Annotated in this window: 17 protein-coding genes; 9 read left to right on the top strand and 8 right to left on the bottom strand. The window is 73.3% G+C overall.

The window, feature by feature from the left end; genetic code table 11:
• Positions 1-63 precede the first annotated feature (63 nt).
• Genes ABZ801_RS19255 through ABZ801_RS19245 form a run of 3 tightly spaced genes read right to left on the bottom strand, consistent with a single transcriptional unit; the run spans position 64 to position 3194 of the window.
• Entirely contained in the window at positions 64-894 is an 831-nt protein-coding gene (locus tag ABZ801_RS19255; RefSeq protein WP_360699317.1) for a carbohydrate ABC transporter permease, read from the bottom strand.
• The gene (locus ABZ801_RS19250) at positions 891-1871 is read right to left on the bottom strand and encodes a sugar ABC transporter permease (protein WP_360699315.1); all 981 of its coding nucleotides are present in this window, start codon (positions 1869-1871) and stop codon (positions 891-893) included. The genes ABZ801_RS19255 and ABZ801_RS19250 overlap by 4 nt, the downstream gene beginning before the upstream one ends.
• A gap of 30 nt (positions 1872-1901) precedes the next feature.
• On the bottom strand, positions 1902-3194 hold the full coding sequence (locus tag ABZ801_RS19245) for an ABC transporter substrate-binding protein (RefSeq protein ID WP_360699313.1): 1293 nt from the start codon (positions 3192-3194) through the stop codon (positions 1902-1904).
• A 341-nt stretch (positions 3195-3535) separates the two neighbouring features.
• On the opposite strand from ABZ801_RS19245, the gene ABZ801_RS19240 reads away from it, so the two are divergent.
• Genes ABZ801_RS19240 through ABZ801_RS19230 form a run of 3 tightly spaced genes read left to right on the top strand, consistent with a single transcriptional unit; the run spans position 3536 to position 10021 of the window.
• Positions 3536-5677 carry an alpha-amylase family glycosyl hydrolase gene (locus tag ABZ801_RS19240; RefSeq protein ID WP_360699311.1) on the top strand — a complete coding sequence of 714 codons (2142 nt, stop codon included), beginning with the start codon at positions 3536-3538 and terminating at the stop codon, positions 5675-5677.
• Positions 5678-5683: 6 nt separating this feature from the next.
• Complete coding sequence (pulA, locus tag ABZ801_RS19235) at positions 5684-8377, top strand: pullulanase-type alpha-1,6-glucosidase (protein ID WP_360699309.1); 2694 nt, start codon at positions 5684-5686, stop codon at positions 8375-8377.
• Positions 8378-8428: 51 nt separating this feature from the next.
• Positions 8429-10021, top strand: a complete 1593-nt coding sequence (locus ABZ801_RS19230) for an alpha-amylase family protein (protein WP_360699307.1) — start codon at positions 8429-8431, stop codon at positions 10019-10021.
• A 2-nt stretch (positions 10022-10023) separates the two neighbouring features.
• Here ABZ801_RS19230 and ABZ801_RS19225 read toward each other — a convergent pair whose 3' ends face one another.
• Entirely contained in the window at positions 10024-10344 is a 321-nt protein-coding gene (locus ABZ801_RS19225) for a hypothetical protein (RefSeq protein ID WP_360699305.1), read from the bottom strand.
• A gap of 211 nt (positions 10345-10555) precedes the next feature.
• Here ABZ801_RS19225 and ABZ801_RS19220 point away from each other — a divergent pair, with 211 nt between their 5' ends.
• The 3 genes from ABZ801_RS19220 (at position 10556) to ABZ801_RS19210 (ending at position 13069) form a co-directional block, all read left to right on the top strand.
• Positions 10556-11242 (top strand): nucleotidyltransferase domain-containing protein, encoded by a 687-nt coding sequence (locus ABZ801_RS19220; RefSeq protein WP_360699303.1) that lies wholly within the window; start codon positions 10556-10558, stop codon positions 11240-11242.
• Positions 11243-11633: 391 nt separating this feature from the next.
• On the top strand, positions 11634-12341 hold the full coding sequence (locus ABZ801_RS19215) for a hypothetical protein (protein WP_360699301.1): 708 nt from the start codon (positions 11634-11636) through the stop codon (positions 12339-12341).
• Positions 12342-12721: 380 nt separating this feature from the next.
• A complete protein-coding gene (locus tag ABZ801_RS19210; RefSeq protein WP_360699299.1) occupies positions 12722-13069 on the top strand; it encodes a hypothetical protein in 348 nt (115 codons plus the stop codon).
• A 106-nt stretch (positions 13070-13175) separates the two neighbouring features.
• Here ABZ801_RS19210 and ABZ801_RS19205 read toward each other — a convergent pair whose 3' ends face one another.
• Positions 13176-14309, bottom strand: coding sequence for an ROK family transcriptional regulator (locus ABZ801_RS19205; protein WP_360699297.1), 1134 nt, complete (start codon positions 14307-14309; stop codon positions 13176-13178).
• A gap of 147 nt (positions 14310-14456) precedes the next feature.
• On the opposite strand from ABZ801_RS19205, the gene edd reads away from it, so the two are divergent.
• Genes edd through eda form a run of 3 tightly spaced genes read left to right on the top strand, consistent with a single transcriptional unit; the run spans position 14457 to position 17913 of the window.
• Positions 14457-16286, top strand: a complete 1830-nt coding sequence (edd, locus tag ABZ801_RS19200; RefSeq protein WP_360699295.1) for a phosphogluconate dehydratase — start codon at positions 14457-14459, stop codon at positions 16284-16286.
• The gene (glk, locus tag ABZ801_RS19195) at positions 16283-17293 is read left to right on the top strand and encodes a glucokinase (RefSeq protein WP_360699293.1); all 1011 of its coding nucleotides are present in this window, start codon (positions 16283-16285) and stop codon (positions 17291-17293) included. The genes edd and glk overlap by 4 nt, the downstream gene beginning before the upstream one ends.
• Entirely contained in the window at positions 17290-17913 is a 624-nt protein-coding gene (gene eda, locus ABZ801_RS19190; RefSeq protein ID WP_344956148.1) for a bifunctional 4-hydroxy-2-oxoglutarate aldolase/2-dehydro-3-deoxy-phosphogluconate aldolase, read from the top strand. The genes glk and eda overlap by 4 nt, the downstream gene beginning before the upstream one ends.
• A gap of 100 nt (positions 17914-18013) precedes the next feature.
• Here the strand turns inward: eda and ABZ801_RS19185 are convergent, their stop codons facing one another.
• The 3 genes from ABZ801_RS19185 to ABZ801_RS19175 all read right to left on the bottom strand — a co-directional run bounded on the left by ABZ801_RS19185 (position 18014) and on the right by ABZ801_RS19175 (position 20546).
• Positions 18014-19228 (bottom strand): M28 family peptidase, encoded by a 1215-nt coding sequence (locus ABZ801_RS19185; protein ID WP_360699290.1) that lies wholly within the window; start codon positions 19226-19228, stop codon positions 18014-18016.
• 72 nt (positions 19229-19300) lie between these two features.
• Complete coding sequence (locus ABZ801_RS19180; RefSeq protein WP_360699288.1) at positions 19301-19780, bottom strand: DUF1707 domain-containing protein; 480 nt, start codon at positions 19778-19780, stop codon at positions 19301-19303.
• Between the two features lie 7 nt (positions 19781-19787).
• Complete coding sequence (locus ABZ801_RS19175; RefSeq protein ID WP_360699286.1) at positions 19788-20546, bottom strand: PadR family transcriptional regulator; 759 nt, start codon at positions 20544-20546, stop codon at positions 19788-19790.
• Positions 20547-20654 lie beyond the last annotated feature (108 nt).

The raw sequence follows: 20654 nt of genomic DNA, 5'->3' as shown, positions 1-20654 counted from the left end.
GGTGTGCGTGCGTTGTCGGTGCTGGTCCCGGTGCGGGCGCGGGGGACGCGCCGCGCGCGGCCCTCACTTGATGCCGCCGGCGGTGAGCCCGGCGACGATCCGCCGCTGGAAGACCAGCACCACGACCACCAGCGGCACGGTGACGACCACCCCGGCCGCCATCTGCGTGCCGAACGGCTGGTCGAACCCGGACACGCCGGTGAACTTGGAGATCGCCACCGTGGCGGTCTGCATCCGCTTCTCGTTCACCACCGACAGCGCGATGATGAACTCGTTCCACGCCGCGATGAACGTGACGATCGCGGTGGTGAACACCCCCGGCGCGGCCAGCGGCACGATGACCCGGCGGAACGCCTGCCCCCGGGTGCAGCCGTCCACCATGGCGGCCTGTTCCAGCTCGAACGGCAGCTGCCGGAAGAACGCGGTCAGCAGCCACACCGTCAGCGGCAGCGCGAACCCGAGGCTCGGCACGACCATCGCCTGGTAGGTGTTGATCCATCCGATGTCGGTGAACAGTTTCAGCAGCGGGACGAGCTGGGAGATGCCCGGGAACATGGTGGTGGCCACGATCAGGCCCAGCACCGCGTTCTTGAACGGGAACGTGAGCCGGGCCAGAGCATATGCGGTGAACACGCCGACCACCAGCGTGAGCACGGTGGTGAGCCCGGCCACGACCAGGCTGTTGACCAGCGCACGGCCGAATCCGTTGCCGCCGGAGAACACCGCTGTGAAATTCTCCACAGACCAGCGGGTGGGGACGATCGCGTTGTCGAACTGGTCCTGCGGCCGCCGGAACGCCGAGATCACCATCCAGTAGAACGGCGCCAGGCAGAACGCCACCACCGCCGCGACGCCCGCGTACGGCGCCAGCCCGCGCACCCTCGCCGCGATCATGCCTTCCCCTTCCTGCGGGCCTGGCGGGCCTCGCCGATGATGTCGGCGCCCAGCAGCTTGACGAACAGGTACGCGATCAGCGCGATGTAGGCGAACAGGATGGTGGCGTACGCGGCGGCCGACCCGTAGCGCAGGTTGCTCGCCTCGAACCACGACAGCATCGTCAGCGTCTCCACCGACCGCTTGTTGACCCCGATCAGCACGGCGGGCAGGTCGAACATGCGCAGCACGTCCAGCATCCGGAACAGCACCGCCACCAGCAGCGCCGGCCGCACCAGCGGCAGCGTGATCCGCCAGAACTGCTGGAGGGCGCCCGCGCCGTCCACCCGGGCCGCCTCGTACACGTCACGGGGGATCAGCTGCAGCCCGGCCAGCACCAGCAGCCCGATGAACGGCGAGGTCTTCCACACCTCGGCGATGACGACGGCCAGCCGGGACGGCCACCCGTCCGCGGTCCACAGCACCTGGCGGCCGAGGACCGCGTTGAACGCCCCGTCCGCCTGGAAGATCCACCGCCACAGCAGGCCGGAGATCGCCGTGGGGATCGCCCAGGGCACCAGCACGCTGGCGCGCACGAGGCCGCGCCCCCGGAACGCCCAGTGCATGATCAGCGCCATGCACACGCCGAGCAGCGTCTCCAGCGTCACGGTGGTGACGGTGAAGAAGGTGGTGTTGCCGAAGGCGTTCCAGAACACCTCGGCGCGGTCCCCGGAGAAGATCGCGGTGTAGTTGTCCAGGCCGACGAACCGGTCGCCCTCCACGACGAACCCGTCGGCGTCCAGGCCCTGCCCGCGGGCGAACAGCGACTCGCGGAAGCCGGCGAGCACGGGGTAGCCGACGACGAGCGCCAGCACCAGCAGCGTCGGCGACAGCAGCAGCGCGGCCAGGCGCCGCGACCCGTCGCGGCCGCCCCGGCGGCGGCGCTCGCGGCGGGCGGCGGGCGGCGCGGCCCTGGTCTGGTCGAGTGTGGTGGCCATGTGGGTCTCTTCCTGCGTCCGGCGCGGCGGTTACGACGTGGCGAGCTGGGCGAGCCTGGTCTGCAGGTCGGCCAGGGCCTTGTCGCTGGTCGCCCTGCCGCCGAGCGCGTCGTACACCGCACCCTGGATCGCGGCGGTGACGTCCCCGTACCGGACCGCCGCCGGACGCGGCTTGGCGGTCTCGATCGCGGTCTTCAGCGTCGGCAGGAACGGGAACTTCTTGACCATCTCGGGGTCGTCGTAGAGCGCGGCGACCGTGGGGGCCTTGCCGGTGGCCAGGGAGTCGGCCTTCTGCTGCTTCGCGTCGGCCATGTACCGGATGAAGTCGAGCGCGGTCGCCTTGTTCTTGGCGAACGCCGAGATCGCGTAGTTGTGGCCGCCCAGGTTGGCCGTGCCGGGCCCGTTCTGCCCGGGGATGGGGGCGACGGCGAACTTCCCGGCGACCTTGGACGACCCGTCGTCGGCGTTGGCCAGCTCGTACTGGTACGGCCACTGGCGGTGGAACAGCAGCTTGCCCGCCTGGAAGTGACGGCGGCCGCCCTCGCCGTCCAGGGTGAGGGCGGCGCGCGGCATGCGCCCGTCCTTCATGGCGCCGACCAGGAACTCCACCCCCGCCCTGGCCTGGGGGGAGGTGACGGCCGGCTTGCCGGAGGCGTCGACGATCGTGCCGCCGGCGCTGGCCACGGCCTCGGCGGTGGACACGGTCAGCCCCTCGGTCTTGCCGACCTCGGTGAGGAAGCAGTCGACGTTCCTGCCCTCCGGCAGCGCCCTGACCTTGTCGCACGCCGCCCACATCTCGGCCCACGTCTTCGGCGGCCCGGCCACGCCCGCCTTCTTCAGCAGGTCGGTGCGGTAGTACAGCAGCCCGGCGTCGGAGTTCAGCGGCATCGCGTACAGACGGCCGCGGTACTGCCCGGTGGGCACCGTGGCCGGGAGCAGCGCCTTGAGGTCGAGCTTGTCCTCGGGCAGCTCGACCAGCCAGCGGTTGGCGGCGAACTCGGCGGTCCACACCACGTCCAGGTTGAGCACGGTGTACGCGTCGGACCTGGTGGTGGCGTTCTGGATCATCTGCTGCCGCTGGTCGTTGGGCTCGTCGGGCAGCTCGATGACGCGGACCTTCTCCTGCGGGTGCGCGGCGTTCCACGCGTCGATCATCTTCTGCATGTTGCCGGAGCGGTCCTTGCCGGTCGCGATCGTGATGGGGCCGCGCCCGGTGAGCCCGCCCTCGGCGTTCCCGCCGCCGTTCCCGTCGCCGTCGCCGCCGCACGCGGCCAGGGTCAGCGCGACTCCGGCGAGCATGCCGATCAGGGGTGTGCGCCGCATGGGACCTCCTCGGTCAGGGGCCGCGCGGGCGGCCCGCCGTGCTGCCGTCCCGTCCGCCGGCGGGGCGCCGGGACGTGGGTCGGTCGCTGCCGGACGCTAGCAACGACTTTGCAGAACGGTAAAGAGATTGCAGAAATTTTCTGCAAGAAGCTGGCCCTGTTCGGTGGTGGATCGGATGCGGGGTCACCTGCTGCGCTCTGATGTCGCGTCCCCATCCGGACGGGCGCTCGTGGCCGGTGGCCGCTTGCTGCAACTTCTTGCGGGACTCTTGCAAGGAACCGCCGGGCTTTGTAACTTCCCGGCAACCACCCCGACACGCTTCACCCGCCTGGGAGGCCCGCGTGGTCCGCTCTCCCCGACGTCGTTCCGCCGTCCGGCGGGGCACGGCCGCGGTCACCGCCGCCGTCGTCGCGTCCTCGCTCGTCCCCGCCCTCGCCCCGGCCGCCGTCGCCGCGCCCGGCGCGCCCGCCGACCGGCTGCTCGCCCGCACCTCGGTACGGCCCGCGCTCAGCCGCGAACGCTTCTACTTCGCCATGACCGACCGGTTCGCCAACGGCGATCGCCGCAACGACACCGGCGGGCTGTCCGGCGACCGCCTCGCCACCGGCTACGACCCCACCGACATCGGCTTCTACCACGGCGGCGACCTCACCGGCCTGATCTCCAGGCTCGACTACGTCAAGGGCCTCGGCACCACCGCCGTCTGGATCACCCCGGCGTTCCAGAACCGGCCCGTGCAGGGGGAGGGCGCGAACGCCTCGGCGGGCTACCACGGCTACTGGATCACCGACTTCACCCGCATCGACCCGCATCTGGGCACCAACCAGGACATGAAGCGGCTGGTGCGGGAGGCGCACAAGCGCGGGATGAAGGTCTTCTTCGACATCATCACCAACCACACCGCCGACGGCATCGACTACGCCGAGAAGCAGTACGCCTACCGCTCCAAGGCCGAGCACCCCTACCGCGACGCCGCCGGACGCCCCTTCGACGACCGCGACTACGCCCGCGGCGACCGGCCCTTCCCCGAGATCGGGCCCGGCTCGTTCCCGTACACGCCGGTGCCGATCAAGGGCGTCACCAAGAACCCGTCCTGGCTCAACGACGTGCGCATGTACCACAACCGCGGCGACTCGACCTGGGAGGGCGAGAGCAACGAGTACGGCGACTTCGTCGGCCTGGACGACCTGTGGACCGAGCGTCCCGAGGTCGTCCGCGGCATGATCGACATCTACCGGACGTGGGTGCGCGACGCCGGGATCGACGGCTTCCGCATCGACACCGCCAAGCACGTCAACATGGAGTTCTGGCAGCGCTTCGCGCCCGAGGTGCGCGCCCACGCCCGCCGCGCCGGCACGAAGGACTTCTTCATGTTCGGCGAGGCCTACAGCGACGACCCGTCGTTCATCTCCCGCTACTCCACCACCGGCCGCATGGACGCGGTGCTGGACTTCCCCTTCCAGTCCGCCGCCCGCGCCTACGCCTCGCAGGGCGCCGGGGCCGAGGTGCTCGGCCGCCTCTACCGCGCCGACGACGTCTACACCGACGCCGACTCCAACGCCTACTCGCTGCCGACCTTCCTCGGCAACCACGACATGGGCCGCATCGGGTACTTCCTCAAGCAGGACAACCCGGGCGCGTCGGACGCCGAGCTGCTGCGGCGCGACCTCCTCGCGCACGAGCTGATGTACCTGACGCGCGGCCAGCCGGTCGTCTACTACGGCGACGAGCAGGGCTTCACCGGCCAGGGCGGCGACCGCGCCGCCCGCGCCCCGATGTTCGCCGCCAGGGCCGGCCAGTACCTGACCGACGACCTGATCGGCACCGACGCCACCCACGCCCGGGACAACTTCGTCACCGGCCACCCGCTCTACCGGGGCATCCGGACGCTCGCCGACCTCACCGCCCGGCACCCGGCGCTGCGCGACGGCGCCCAGATCGAACGGCTCGCACAGGGCGGCGTGTACGCCTTCTCCCGCATCGACGCCCGTGACCAGGTGGAATACGTCGTCGCGCTCAACAACGGCGCCGCGCCGCAGCGGGTCGCCATCCCGACGTACTCGGCGGGCATGGCGTTCACCCCCCTCTACCCGGCGCCCGGCGCCCGGGTGACCAGCGGCGCCGACAAGCGGCTGACCGTCACCGTCCCGGCCCGCTCGGCCGTCGTCCACCGGGCCGCCGGCCGCCTGGCCGCGCCCGCCGCCCGGCCCTCGATCTCCCTGCGGCTCCCCGGAACGCTCGGCGGCCGCGCGGAGATCGCCGCGACCGTTCCCGGGGACGGGTTCGACCAGGTGACCTTCGCCGCCAAGGTCGGCAAGGGGCCGTGGCGGGTGCTGGGCACCGACGACGCCCGGCCCTTCCGCGTCTTCCACTACCTCACCGGCGTCCCCGCCGGAACACCCGTCGCCTACAAGGCCGTCGTCCGCGACTCCGCCGGCCGCACCGCCTCCGCCCAGACCCGCGCCACCGTCGCCGGGCGGTGATCCGCCGTGCGAACCGGGCAGAGGTTCCTGCGGACGGCGCGGTGGGTCGTGGCCGCGCTGATGCTGGCAGGGGGAGTGGTGGCGGTGCCCGGACCGGTCGCCGCGGACGTCGATCTGTCGCGTGCGCGGGCCCACTGGGTCGATCGCGGCACGCTGGCGTGGCAGCCGGGGGACGGGCGCCGGCACGAGCTGGTGTACTCGCCGTCCGGTGATCTCCGGGTCGAGGACGGCGAGCTGGCCGGTGACCGTCATGTCGTTCCGCTCAAGCCCGTCCCGGGCGGGCTGACCGAGGCGCAACGGGCCAAATGGCCGCACCTGGCGTCGTACGGGGCGTTCCGCGTGGCCGTCCGCGACGTCGGCCCGGTGCTGCGCGGGCAGGTCGTGGCGGTCGAACGCGACGGCGACGGCCGGCTGCTGAACGCCACCGGCGTCCAGATCCCGGGCGTGCTCGACGACGTGTACGGGCGGGCGGCGTCCCGCGCCGGGCTCGGGCCGGTGTGGCGGGACGGCGTGCCGACGCTGTCGGTGTGGGCGCCGACCGCGCGGCACGTCGCGCTCGACCTCGGCGGCCGGACGGTCGCGATGCGCCGCGACGACGCCACCGGCGTGTGGTCGGTGACCGGGACGCCCTCGTGGAAGGGGCGCCGGTACGCCTTCCGGGTGACGGTGTTCGCGCCGTCCGCCGGACGCGTCGTCACCAACGTGGTCACCGACCCCTACAGCCTCGGCCTGACCGCCGACTCCCAACGCAGCCTGCTGGTCGACCTGGACGACCCGTCGCTCGCCCCCGCCGGATGGGACGCGCTGCGCAAGCCCGCGCCGCCGCGCCGCCCGTCCGTCTACGAGCTGCACGTCCGCGACTTCTCCGCCTCCGACCGCACCGTCCCCGAGCGGCTGCGCGGCACCTACGGCGCGTTCACGGTGCGGGACTCGGCGGGCATGCGGGCGCTGCGCGGCCTGGCCGGCGACGGGGTGTCCCACGTCCACCTGCTGCCGGTGTTCGACTTCGCCACCGTCCCGGAACGCCGCGCCGACCAGCGGGCACCCGCCTGCGACCTGGCGGCGCTGCCCGCCGACTCCGACGGGCAGCAGAAATGCGTGGCGGCCGTCCGCGACTCCGACGCGTTCAACTGGGGCTACGACCCGCTGCACTACACGGCCCCCGAGGGCTCCTATGCCTCCGACCCCGACGGCCCCGCCCGGACCAGAGAGTTCCGTGAGATGGTCGCCGGGCTCAACCGCTCCGGCCTGCGCGTGGTGATGGACGTCGTCTACAACCACACCTTCGCGTCCGGGCAGGACCCCCGATCCGTCCTCGACCGGATCGTCCCCGGCTACTACCACCGGCTGCTGGAGGACGGCACCGTCGCCGCCTCCACGTGCTGCGCCGGCACCGCGCCCGAGCACACGATGATGGACAAGCTCGTCGTCGACTCGGTCGTCACCTGGGCCCGGCAGTACAAGGTCGACGGGTTCCGGTTCGACCTGATGGGCCACCACCCCAAGGCGGGCATGCTGCGGGTCCGGCAGGCGCTCGACCGCCTCACCCGCGAACGCGACGGCGTGGACGGCCGCTCGATCATCCTGTACGGGGAGGGCTGGGACTTCGGCGAGGTCGCCGGCGGCGCCCGCTTCGAGCAGGCCACGCAGGCCAACCTGGCGGGCACCGGCATCGGCACGTTCAACGACCGGCTCCGCGACGCCGTGCGCGGCGGCGGCCCGTTCGACCCCGACCCGCGCGTGCAGGGCTTCGGGTCCGGCCTGTGGACGGCGCCCAACGGCGCACCGGCCAACGGCACGGACGCCGAGCAGCGCGCCCGCCTGCTGCGCTCCGCCGACCAGATCAAGGTCGGGCTCACCGGCAACCTGCGCGACTACCGGTTCACCGCCTCCGACGGACGCACGGTCACCGGCGCGCAGGTCGACTACAACGGCGCGCCCACCGGCTACACGGCCGCCCCGCACGAGGCCGTCACCTACGTGGACGCGCACGACAACGAGACGCTGTACGACGCGCTCGCCTACAAGCTGCCGCCGTCCACGCCGATGGCCGACCGCGTGCGCATGCACGTGGTGTCGTTGTCGACGGCGCTGCTGAGCCAGGGCGTCCCGTTCGTGCACGCCGGGACGGAACGGCTGCGCTCCAAGTCCCTCGACCGCAACTCCTACGACTCCGGCGACTGGTTCAACCGCCTCCTGTGGGACTGCCGCGACGGCAACGGCTTCGGCGCCGGGCTGCCCCCGGCCGCCGACAACCGGGACAAGTGGCCGTACGCCCGCCCGCTCCTCGCCGACCCGGCCCTGCGGCCGTCGTGCGCCGACATCGGCGCCGCCCGCGCCCGCACCGGCGAGCTGCTGCGCGTCAAGGAGTCCTCGCCGCTGTTCTCCCTGCCCACGGCCGCGGACGTGCAGCGGCGGCTGTCCTTCCCGCTCAGCGGCCCGGGCGAGACGCCCGGCGTCATCACCATGCGGCTGGACGGCCGCGGCCTCGACCCGCGCTGGAAGTCGATCACTGTGGTCTTCAACGCCACCCCCGAGCCCCGGGCGCAGACCGTGCCCGCGCTCAAGGACGCCGCCGTCACCCTGCACCCCGTCCAGGCCGCGTCCGCCGACCCCGTCGTCCGCCGGTCCTCCTTCGACCCCGACACCGGCACCCTGCACGTTCCCGCCCGCACCACAGCCGTCTTCGTCGAATCCTGACCAGAGCCTCATCGGGGGGACCCCGCCCCGCCCACTCCCAGGAGGCACGTGATGCGACCACCCCGCTCGACCCTGCTCGCCGCACTCACCCTGACCGCGGCGTTCGTCCCCGCCCTGACCGTCCCCTCGCCCGCCGCCGCGGCACCGCCCGGCGACAGGAAGGTCATCGTCCAGCTCTTCCAGTGGAAGTGGAGCGACGTGGCCGAGGAGTGCGAGAACGTCCTCGGCCCCAAGGGCTTCGGCGCCGTGCAGATCTCACCGCCGCAGGAGCACGTCGTCCTGCCGAACGCCGGGCAGGGCGGCTACCCGTGGTGGCAGGACTACCAGCCGGTCAGCTACCCCAAGGGCGACTTCGCCAAGCTCACCACCCGCCGCGGCGACGTCAACGCGTTCCGCGACATGATCGCCCGCTGCCACGCCAGCGGCGTCAAGGTGTACGCCGACGCGGTCATCAACCACACGACCGGTTCCGCCGGCGGCACCGGCAGCGCCGGGACCCGCTTCACCGGCAAGTACACCTACCCCGGCACCTTCTCCGACGCCGACTTCCACACCTGCCGCCGCGACATCGGCGACTACCAGGACCGCTGGGAGGTGCAGAACTGCGAACTGGCGAGCCTGGCCGACCTGAAGACCGAGGACGCCGGATACGTCCGCCCCACCCTCGGCGGCTACCTCAAGGACCTGGCGTCCCTCGGCGTGGACGGCTTCCGCATCGACGCGGCCAAGCACATCCCGGCCGCCGACATCGCCGCCATCCTCGGCGAGATGCGCAGGCAGATCGCCGCCGACCCCGCCTTCCCCGGCACCGGCACCCGCGACCCCTACGTCTACCAGGAGGTCCTCTACGGCGCCGGCGAGCCGATCAGGCCGTCGGAGTACCGGGCCAACGGCGACCTCAAGGAGGTCCAGGCCATGAACTTCCTGTCGATGAAGTTCTGGACGGCCGGCGACCCGAACAACCGGCTGCACCAGCTGCACGCCTTCCCCGTCAACTGGGGCGACGGCATGGAGCCGAGCGACAAGGCGATCGTCATGGTCGACAACCACGACAGCCAGCGCGACGCCCTGTCCGGCCGCCGCATCCTCACCTACAAGAACGGCGCCGCGTACCGGCTGGCCAACGTGTTCCTGCTCGCCTGGGACTACGGCACGCCCCTGGTGATGTCCAGCTTCGGGTTCACCCAGCGCGACACCAGCCCGCCCACCGACGGCGGCGGCACCACCAAGGACGTCACCTGCGACGGCACCGAATGGATCTGCGAGCACCGCCTCCCCGAGATGGCCGACATGGTCGGCTTCCGCAACGCGGTGGGGAACACCCCGGTCAACAAGGCGGACAACGCGCCCGAGCAGGACTGGTACACCGACTACACCGAGGGCGGCCCCGGCAACAAGATCGCCTTCAGCCGGGGCGACCGCGGCTACGTCGTCATCAACCGCGACGAGTCCACCGACTGGAACCGCACCTACCGCACCCGCCTGGCCCCCGGCCGGTACTGCAACGTCATCGGCGGCGGCTACGACCCCGTGTCAAAGTCCTGCGCCCCTTCCCACGTCATCACGGTCGCAGGTGACGGCACCTTCACCGCCAACGTCCCCAGGATGACCGCCCTGGCCATCCATGTGAACGCCAAGCTCTGAGGTCAGCACCGATTGAGGGCCGCGTCCATGACGCGGTCCTCACCGCGGTCGATGCTCAGCCACTGGCCGGGAGCGGGCAGCTTCACCCCGTGGCGTTCCAGGCATGTCTGGAACGCGCTGCCCTTCACCACCGGAATCCGGACGGTCTCCCCCGGCGTGAGCAGCGAGGCGCAGGCTTCGATGGCCGTGCGCATCCGCTCCTCGTTGCCGCTCTTGTGCTCGTCCTCGGGCAGCCGGATGCCCTGCCCTTGCAGGCACCCCCTGAAAGTGTTCGCCTCCGGTGCCTCGGGGGCGGTCGCCGCCCCTACGGGTGAGGAGGCCACCGGAGGCGACGCAACTCGGGATGCAGCGGCGGGAGGGGAGTCCGACTCGCCGCTGCATCCCGCGAGAACCCCCACCGCGAGCACGAGGCCCGCCCAGGTACCGAAACGCATGCCGTCACCCGACCACGCCGCCGCACCCCCAGGGAAGCCGGTGACCGGCGTAGGTCAATATCGGTTTGGCATCGCTCCCGCCATCGACCAGGCTCGTCCTGTGGACGATCTCGGTGTGCGGCTGGTGCGCGACCACACGATCCTTTCGGTGGTCGTGGGGTCGCGTGCGTACGGGCTGGCGGTCGACGGCAGCGACGTGGACCGGCGCGGGGTGTTCGCGGCGCCGACGCCGCTGTTCTGGCGTTTCGACAAGCCGCCCACGCACGTCGACGGCCCCTTGCCCGAGCAGTTCTCCTGGGAGGTCGAGCGGTTCTGCCGGCTGGCGCTGGACGCCAACCCGACCGTCCTGGAGTGCCTGTGGTCGCCGGTGGTGGAGCGGATCACCCCCATCGGCGAGGAGCTGCTCGGCCTGCGGGCCGCGTTCCTCTCCCTGCGGGGGCACCGCACGTTCCTCCGCTACGCCGAGAGCCAGTTCCGCAAGCTGGAGGGCGACCTGCGCAACCGGGGCGAACCGCAGTGGAAGCACGTGATGCACATGCTCCGCCTGATGATCAGCGGGCGGCATCTCGTCCGGCACGGCGAGCCGCTCGTCGACGTCGGCGACCACCGCGAGGTGCTGCTCGCCGTCCGCCGCGGCGAGATGCCGTGGGACGACATCACCGCTCGCCGTGCCGAACTGACCGCCGACATGGACAAGGCCCTGGCCACCAGCCCGCTCCCCGCCGAGCCCGACCGCGCCCGCGTGGAGGAGTTCCTGATCTCCGTACGGCGCAGAGGAGTGCAATGAACCTCCCCGAAGGCATGGCCGAGCGCATGGCTGAGGGCCACCCGTACCCGCGCGTTCGTCACCGTCAGCGGCGCCCACCTGGGCGCCCTCCCCGCCGGCGCCCCCACCCGCGAACACCTGGCCGCCGACGTCGCAGCCCTCACCCAACGCCTGGAGGAGGAACGCGACCGCTCATCCCTCCCGGCACAACCCACCGCCCACCGCCCCCTCCACGACCTGCTGGTCCGCACCCGCCTCACGCGCTGAACCTTCGTGCTCGGTTGTGATCGAAAGTCGGCGAACTGATCGACCGTGGCGCTCGTCATACGCTGCGTGACAGGGGCCGGGCGGCCGTGCGGCCGCGGCCCGGTGGTGAGAAGGACAAGACAATAGAGGGGAGACACGGGCGGCGATGGCTTGGGGACCTCAGGAGCATCAGGACGGCCTGACGGCGGGCGGGAACCTGTTCCGGCATCTGATGTCCGGAGGGGCGCTCAATCCTCTGCACGCGGGGGGAGTCGTCCTGCGGCGGGGCGAACGCGCCTACGCCGATCTGCCGCTGGAGTACTCCAGGTTCTACGGCACGGCCGTCCAGCACCAGTCGGTGGTGGCGATCGGCTCGCCGGCGCTCATGCTGGGGACGATGGCGGGCAACGTCATCGCCCGCAAACGTGCCGAGTCGGCCGCGGCCCCGCAGTGGCGCGAGCACCAGATCGCCCGCACCGTCCTCACCGACCAGCGGATCATGATCGCGGTGCGGACCGGGTGGCTGATGTTCTGGCACGGGGGACTGGTGGAGTTCGTCCCCACCCCCGACACGTTCACCATGGTGCTCAGCTACGCGGACACCGAACCGGTCATGCTGCGCGGCCCTGGGGTGCCGTGGGTGGCGGTGTCCATGGCGAGCCTGCTCTATGACGCCGAGCAGATGTCGCGCATTCCCGGATTCGCGAGCATGGCCGCCTGGTATCGGAGCCAGACCCAGCGGGAATACCAGCTGAACCGGCAGCGCGAACTGGAGGCCGCGGCCGCTTCGGCGCACGATCAGGCGTCCCCAGCGCAGCAGGGCCTTCCCGTCATCCAGGCGAAAGTCCAGGAGGCGTCGGACGAGTCGTCCTGAGGGGCACGGCCCTGAACGGCGCGCCGAACGCCGTGGGGCGAGAGCATCCCTCACCCCCCAACGACCGGCGTGATCGAGCCGGGCACGTCGGGTCGCACTCCGCAGAGGAATGGATGCGGGCCCCTTTCCAGGGGCCCGCCGCCTGATCGGCTGCGATCTCGCCATACGCGCGCGCGTCGATCGGCGAGGTGCGGTGACGAACGGTGTTCGTAGATCGGCGAAGAGAAAACGCCGAGCGGGACTTTCCGGTTGCCCGCCGATGGTTCCTCTTGAAGTGAAGTTTTCTCGGTTTTGGGGGTATTTGTCGGCATCTCTCCGCTTTGTAGTGGAAGGTTCATTGGTGTTCGAGATCAGATCTCGTCTCCAAGGGGGTGCGGACCATGTCCGGGAAGCGACGACTGATGGTGTTCACGCCGGTGCTCTTCACCGCTCTGGCCATCGGGCCCGCGGGGGTGTCCCAGCAATCGTCGGCCGCCGCCGCGTGCGCGAAATCGGCGTCGATCGGCAGCGCCGCGACGGTGACGGCGGTCCACGCCCAGCGCTGTCGCGGGCGTGAATTCAGGCGCTATCAGCGGGGATATCGCAACGGGTTCCGGCAGGGTTACCGGGACGGCCACAGGGACTGCCGCATGCGGCACAAGCGCTATTTCAGGTACACCCGCGACTGCTACACGCGCGGCTGGACCAACGGGTACGACGACGGATTCCGGCGGGGCTGCCGCCGGTAACGATTCGCGGGGAACACGGGGGACATGCCGCCGCGTCTCCCTCTTCGCGCAGGTGCCGTCGCGGGTGCCGGGATGAGGGGGGCCGGCGGGGGGTCTTCCGGCCCGGTCAGGACGGGGCGGTGGTGAGGGCGGCGTCGACGGTCTCGGGGGCGAGGAGGTGGTCGAGGGTCATGACGGCGCAGCCGATGAGGCCCGCGGTGTCGCCCAGGCGGCTGGGCTCGATGCGCAGCCGGCCGGTGGCCAGGGCCGTGGCGCGCCGGTAGACGACCTCGCGGACGCCCGCGATGAGCGGCTCGTAGGCGCCCGTGAGGTCGCCGCCGAGGACGACCACGGCCGGGTTGAGCAGGTTCACCGCGGTGGCGATCACCTCGCCGAGCCGGCGGCCCGCGTCGCGGACCAGGCCGACGACGGCGGGGTCGCCCGCGCGGGCGCGTTCGGACAGCTCGGCCAGGTCGCGGGCGCCGGAGCGGGCCAGCAGGGCCGCGCCGCCCGCGATGGCCTCCAGGCAGCCCAGGTTGCCGCAGCGGCAGGGGGACTCCTCGGCGCCCGGGACGGGCACGTGCCCGATCTCACCGGCCGCGCCGAGCGCGCCGCGCTGGATCCGGCCGCCCATGATCAGCCCGCCGCCGATGCCGGTGGAGACCTTGACGAACAGCAGGTCGGCCAGGTCGGCGAAGCGGGTGCGGTGCTCGCCGAGGGCGGCGGCGTTGACGTCGTTGTCGAGCAGGACGGGCACGTCGAACCGTTCGGCGACCAGCGGGCCGACCTCGACGCCGTCCCACGCCTCGGGGGTCAGGCCGACCGGGTCGGGGACGGCCAGGCCCGCGCCGCGCACCGTCGCGGGGGACTGGCCCGCCTTGCCCAGCAGTTCGCTCCAGCGGTCCAGCAGGCGGGGCAGCACCGCGCCGGGGGACAGGTCGGCGGGCAGGTCCACGTCGGCCTGCACGATGAGCGCGCCGGCCAGGTCGCACACGGCCGCCTGGCCCCGGGACCGGCCGAGGTTGGCGACCAGCACGGCCCCGCCGGCGGCGTTGAACGCCAGCCGCGCCGGAGGGCGCCCCCCGGTGGACGCGCCGTCGGCCCGCTCGACCAGCAGCCCGTGCGCGATCAGCTCGTTGACCCGCGCCGCCACGGCGGGACGGGACAGGCCGGTGAGCCGTCCCAGCTCGGCGCGGGTGGACACGCCCTCCTCCCGGACGAGCCGGAGCACCTCGCCGCTGGTGGACGGGCTTCTGCGCATTCCGTCAGTGAAGCACGGGTGTCTTGCGGATGTCCACATGGCACAACCATGGAACTTTTGTCATCAAAAATGCCTAAGTCCGTTGTCTCGGTTTTCCTTACCGCGATAGGTTGTGAAGCGATCGTCCCCCCGGTTCTGGAGCGTTCTATGAGCACCACGCCGCATCCCGTCGTGGCGCGCGTCACCCGGCGTGTCGCCGAACGCAGCGCCGGACGCCGCGCCGCGTACCTGCGCCGCGTCGCCGAGGCCAAGGCCGCCGGCCCGGCCCGTACCGCGCTCGGCTGCGCGAACCTGGCGCACGGGTTCGCCGCCTGCGGCCCGCTGGACAAGCTGCGGCTGCGCGGCGACGTCACCCCCAACATCGCGATCGTGTCCGCCTACAACGACATGCTGTCGGCGCACCAGCCGCTCAAGGACTACCCCGACCGGATCAAGGCCGCGGTCGCGGCGGCGGGCGGCACCGCCCAGTTCGCCGGGGGCGTGCCCGCCATGTGCGACGGCATCACCCAGGGCCGCGCCGGGATGGAGCTGTCGCTGTTCAGCCGTGACGTGGTCGCCATGGCCACCGCCGTCGCGCTGTCGCACGACATGTTCGACGGGGCGCTGCTGCTCGGCGTCTGCGACAAGATCGTCCCCGGGCTGGTCATCGGGGCGCTGTCGTTCGGGCACCTGCCGGTGATCCTGGTCCCGGCCGGGCCGATGCCGTCGGGGCTGCCCAACGCCGAGAAGGCCAAGGTGCGCAAGCGGTACGCGGCGGGCGAGATCGGCCGCGACGAGCTGCTGGAGGCCGAGGCCGGGTCCTACCACGCGCCCGGCACCTGCACGTTCTACGGCACCGCCAACTCCAACCAGCTGCTCATGGAGGCGATGGGCCTGCACCTGCCGGGCGCCAGCTTCGTCCCGCCCGGCACCGAACTGCGCGACGCCCTCACCGACGCCGCCGCCCGCCGCGTCCTGGAACTGACGGCGCTGAACGGCGACGACGCCTACACCCCGATCGGGGAGATGCTGGACGAGCGCGCGTTCGTCAACGGCGTCGTGGCGCTGCTGGCCACCGGCGGGTCCACCAACCACACGCTGCACCTGGTGGCGATGGCCGCGGCCGCCGGGATCGAGCTGACCTGGGACGACTTCGACGAGCTTTCGGCCGTCACGCCGCTGCTCACCCGCCTGTACCCCAACGGCACCGCCGACGTGAACCACTTCCACGCCGCGGGCGGCACCGCCTTCCTCATCGGCGAGCTGCTGGACGCCGGGCTCCTGCACGAGGACGCCCGCACCGTCGGCGGCGGCACCCTGGCCGCCTACCGCGAGGCGCCGAAGCTGACCCCCGACGGCCTGACCTGGGAGCCCGCCCCGGAGACCTCCGGCGACACCGGCGTCCTGCGCCCGGTGGACGAGCCGTTCGACCAGCAGGGCGGGCTGCGCACCGTCCGCGGCAACCTGGGCCGCGCCGTCATCAAGGTGTCGGCGGTCCGGCCGGAGCACCGCGCGATCGAGGCGCCCGCGCGGGTGTTCGGCTCGCAGGAGGAGCTGCAGCGCGCGTTCGCCGCCGGGGAGCTGAACCGCGACGTCGTCGTGGTCGTCCGCCACCAGGGTCCGCGCGCCAACGGCATGCCCGAGCTGCACCGTCTCACCCCGCCGCTGTCGGTGCTGCAGGACCGCGGCCACCGCGTCGCGCTCGTCACCGACGGCCGGATGTCGGGGGCGTCCGGGACGGTGCCCGCCGCGATCCACCTGTCTCCGGAGGCCGCGGCGGACGGCCCGCTGGCCCGGCTGCGCGACGGCGACGTCGTCCGCCTCGACGCCGACAAGGGCCTGCTGGAAGCGCTGGTGCCCGACGAGGAGCTCGCCGCGCGGGAGCCGCACGGGGGCGCCCCCGCCCAGGGCGAGTGGTCGGGCACCGGCCGCGAGCTGTTCGACGCCTTCCGCCTGGCCGTCGGCCCGGCCGAGCGCGGCGCCGGGGTGGTCGTGTGACCGCGGAGGGCGCCGGCCCGTGGCTGGTCGGCGACGTCGGCGGCACCAACGCCCGGTTCGCGCTGGTCGGGACACCGGGCGCCGCGCCGACCCGGGTGCGCGTTCTGCCGACCCGCGACTTCACCGGGTTGGGCGAGGCCGCGGCCGCGTACCTGGCCGACGAGACCGTCCGGCCCGCCGCCGCGTGCCTGGCGGTGGCCGGTCCCGTCGGCGGCGGCCGCTACCACCTCACCAACGCCGACTGGAGGCCGGGCGAAGTCGCGGACGTCCGCGAACGCCTCGGCCTGCCCGTGGTCGAGGTCGTCAACGACTTCGCCGCGCTGGCGGCGTCGCTGCCCTCGCTCGGCCCGGACGACGTGCGCCCCGTCGGCGGCGACACGGCGCCCGCGCCGGACGGCACCGCCCCGCTGGCGGTGCTCGGCCCCGGCACGGGCATGGGCGTGGCCGGGCTCGTCCCCGTGCCGGGCGGCCAGTGGATCCCCACGCCGGGGGAGGGCGGGCACGTCGACGCGCCCGCCGCCACCGACGAGGAGATCGAGGTGGCGCGGCTGCTGCGGGACGAGTGCGGCGTCGCCAGCGCCGAGCTGCTGCTGTCGGGCGACGGCCTGGCACGCCTGCACCGGCTGCTGGGCGCCGTGCGCGGCACGCCCGCCGAACCGCTGACCGCCGCGCAGATCGTCGCCGGGCTCGACGACCCGCTGTGCGCGGACGCGGTGGCCGTGTTCTGCGCGCTGCTCGGGTCGTTCGCCGGGAACGTGGCGCTCACGCTGGGCGCGCGCGGCGGCGTCTACCTGGGCGGCGGCATCCTGCCCCGGATCACGGACGCGCTGGAGGCCAGCGACTTCCGCGCCCGCTTCGAGGCCAAGCCGCCGGTCGAGGGCTACCTGCGCGCGATCCCGACCGCGCTGGTCGTCCACCCCTACCCGGCCCTGCTCGGCGCCGCCGCCCACCTGGCCCGGACGCACCCGGCCCAGGGCGCGGCCGCCCCTACCCTGGAGACCGTATGAGAACCGAGGAACTGTTCGACCTGGCCCCCGTCGTGCCGGTGGTGGTGCTGGACGACCCCGACGCCGCCGTCCCGCTGGCGCGGGCGCTGGTCGCGGGCGGGCTGCCGGTCATCGAGGTGACGCTGCGCACCGCCGCCGCGCTCGCCGCGATCGAGCGGATCGCCGCCGAGGTGCCGGACGCCGTCGTCGGCGCGGGCACCATCGTGCGGCCCGAGGACGCCGTGCGCGCCGCCGAGGCGGGGGCGCGTTTCCTGGTCAGCCCCGGCTGCACCGACCGGCTGCGCGAGGCGATGGCCGCGACCGGGCTGGCGGTGCTGCCCGGCGTGTCCAGCGCCTCGGAGGCGATGGCGCTGCTGGAGCACGGCATCACCGCGATGAAGTTCTTCCCGGCCGAGGCCGCGGGCGGCGCCGCCTACCTCAAGGCGCTCGGCGGGCCGCTGCCGCAGGTGCGGTTCTGCCCGACGGGCGGCGTCACCACCGACAACGCGTCCCGCTACCTGGCGCTGCCCAACGTCGGCTGCGTCGGCGGCACGTGGCTCACCCCGGCCGACGCCGTCCGCGCGGGCGACTGGGACCGCATCGAGGAGCTCGCCGCCAAGGCGGCCGCCCTGCGTCCCTGACCGGGCCGCGTGCGGCGTTCCACCGAGGATGCCGCGGTCGTGGGCGGTCGCCACGGCCGCGGCACAGTCGTTCACGCCGGGCACGCCGTGGGCGTGCGCGTCAGTGGAGGGCCAGGGCGCGGGCCACGGACTCGGTGAGGCGGGCGGCGTCGGCCACGCAGCCGTAGTCGACGTGTTCGGGAACGTCGGTCGGCAGGTGGTAGTGGGGGACGAGCCCGTCCTCGTCCACCGACGACAGGGACACGGCGGGGAAACCGTGCCGTTGCGGGACGACGGCGTCGGTGCTGGTGTGCGAGCGCACGCCGCGGCCCAGGGGGATGCCCTGTTCGACGGCGCAGCGGGCCACCAGGTCGCCGAACGCGGCGTCGTACGGGGCGGCGCGCAGCGGCCCCTCGGCGTCGAGCAGCACCAGCCGTCCCGAGCCGACCGCGGCCGCGTTCAGGAACCAGGTCGCGCCGTGCGTCAGGTCGTGGAAATGCGCATGGGCGAATCCGCGCATGCCCTCGTGCAGCGATTCGGCCGCCCCGGTGGACAGCAGGACGACCCGCACCCCGGGCAGGGGCCGCCGCGACAGCGACTCGGCCAGCGCGACCAGCACCGCCACCCCGCTCAGGCCGTCGTTGGCCCCCGGCACGGCGCGGCGTGCGCTGATGTCGGCCATGGCGGCGGCGGTGAGCGCCGCCAGGGCGGCGCCCGTACGGCGGGCTCTGGGCATCCCAGCGGCGCTGCCCAGCGCGACCAGCGCGGGCCCGGCGACGACCGGCCACCACAGGGGCAGGTTGACCGGTGGCCGGGGGACGCGGCGCGCCAGCGGGCGCACCACCGTCTGGCCGAACACCCTCCCCGACGGGGCGGCGTCGTGGTGGGCCATGACGACGAGCGTCCGCGGGGCCGAGCGCGGCCCCAGATCGGCGACCACGTTGCACGCAGTGCGGCGGCGGCCCAGCAGCGTGCGGGCGACATGGCGGCCGTAGTCGATCTCGTCGACGAGCCCGGCCGCCGCCACCGCGCCGCCGAGCGTCCCGAGCGCGCGCGACCGCCCTCCCGCGACACCCGCCAGCGCCGCCAGACCGGCCAGCGCTCCCACGGGCCAGGCGTACGAGCCGTACGCGGGGACCTCCTCCACCCGCGCCACCGCCCCCAGCGCCCGCAGCCGGTCGGCGATCAGGTGCGCGACCTCCCGCTCACCCGGGGAGCACGGCGGACGCTCGACGGCGGCGAGCCGTTCGACCGTCGCGCGTAATGCCGCCTCGTCGGGCGGGACCACCGGCGAGACCGGCCGAAGGAACCGCTCGGGGCCGGAGGAGGGGGGCATAGCCGAGACGGTTTCATGATTTCCGTCCCGGGGTCTACGCCCCCCGCGTGGCCACCGGAGGTCAGGGGCCGGTCAGAGGTTCTTGCCGGGGCGGTGGACGCGGCGCCACCGCACGGTGAGGACCACGGCACGGATCACCCACACCAGCAGGGCCAGTTGCAGCACCGCCAGCAGGCCCGCTCCCACGCCCACGGTGAACGTCGTCACCAGGAAGACGGCCAGCAGCAGGGGGAAGGCCGGGAAGTGGTGCCGGTGGCCGTGCGCCGGGTGGCGGTGGTGGGCGTGCGCCGGATGCGGCCCCCAGCCCGGCCCCCACGCGGGCGCGGGGGCCGGGCGCGGTGCCGGCGGCCGGGGCAGCCCGTTGGGCTCGGGCAGGTCGTGGACGATGGCGCCGAGGTCGCCGCGCGTCCTGGCGGCCAGCGTCGCGTCCAGCCGTTCGTCGAGCTCCTCGCGGGTCAGCCGCCCGGCCGCGAAGTGGTCGTGCAGGGCCACGGCGACCGCGTCGCGTTCGGTGTCGCCGATGCGCAGCCGGTCGGGGGCGGGACGGGGCACGGAACCCTCACTCCTCACGATCGTCGGGAACGTCCTCGCCGTCCTCGGCCAGGATCCGGTAAAGGTCGCGCCGCGCCCGGGCCAGGACGTCGCGCGCCCGGGCGACCTGGTCGGGCGACCCCGAGTGGACGATCTGCATCAGCGCCGCACCGGTCTGCGCGGCCTGCTTGAACACCTCCGGGACGCCCTCGCCGAAGTCGGGCGTCATCGCCGCCCACGGCTCGCGCAGCTCGCCGGCGTGCTCGTCGACGTAGGCGCGGCCCTCGTCGGTGAGGTGGTGGACGCGGCGGCCCGCGCCCTCCTCGGCGCGGATCAGGCCCTCGTCGGCCAGCTGCTGCAGCGCCGGGTACACGGCCCCGGGGCTGGGCCGCCAGGCGCCGCCGCTGCGCTCGTCGATCTCCTGGATGATCTGGTAGCCGTTGCGCGGCTCCTCGGCCAGCAACGCCAGGATCGCCGCGCGCACGTTGCCCTTGCGCGCCTTGCCCTTGGCCCACGGCCCGCCGCGTCCCCAAGGCCCGCCGCGTCCCCAAGGCCCGCGGCCCCCCGGACCGGGCGGCCCCCACGGCCCGCCCCCGGGGCCGAAGAACCCGCCGAAGCCCGGGAACTCCCCGCGCGCCGACGGCCCGCAGCCGGGGCCCCTGCCGTGCGACGCGGCGTGCGACGCGGCGTGCGACGCGGCGTGCGCGGCCGCGCGGGCCGCCGTGGCGCCGATCCTGGCCGCCGCGAACGCCGCCCACGGCCACTCGGACTCGTATCTGGCACCCATGTTCTGCACCGCCTTCCGAGATCGTTCGTTGACCTCTCGCGATACGACAACGATATATCGAAGACGTACGGAACGGCCAGCGGGTTCCCGGTCCCGGATTCCACAACG

Origin of the sequence: Actinomadura sp. NPDC047616, from assembly GCF_040642915.1 — a bacterium.
In the GTDB taxonomy this organism is placed as follows: Bacteria; Actinomycetota; Actinomycetes; order Streptosporangiales; family Streptosporangiaceae; genus Spirillospora; species Spirillospora miaoliensis.
Note: the sequence above shows the minus strand (reverse complement) of the source record. Positions and strands in the feature narration are given on the sequence as shown.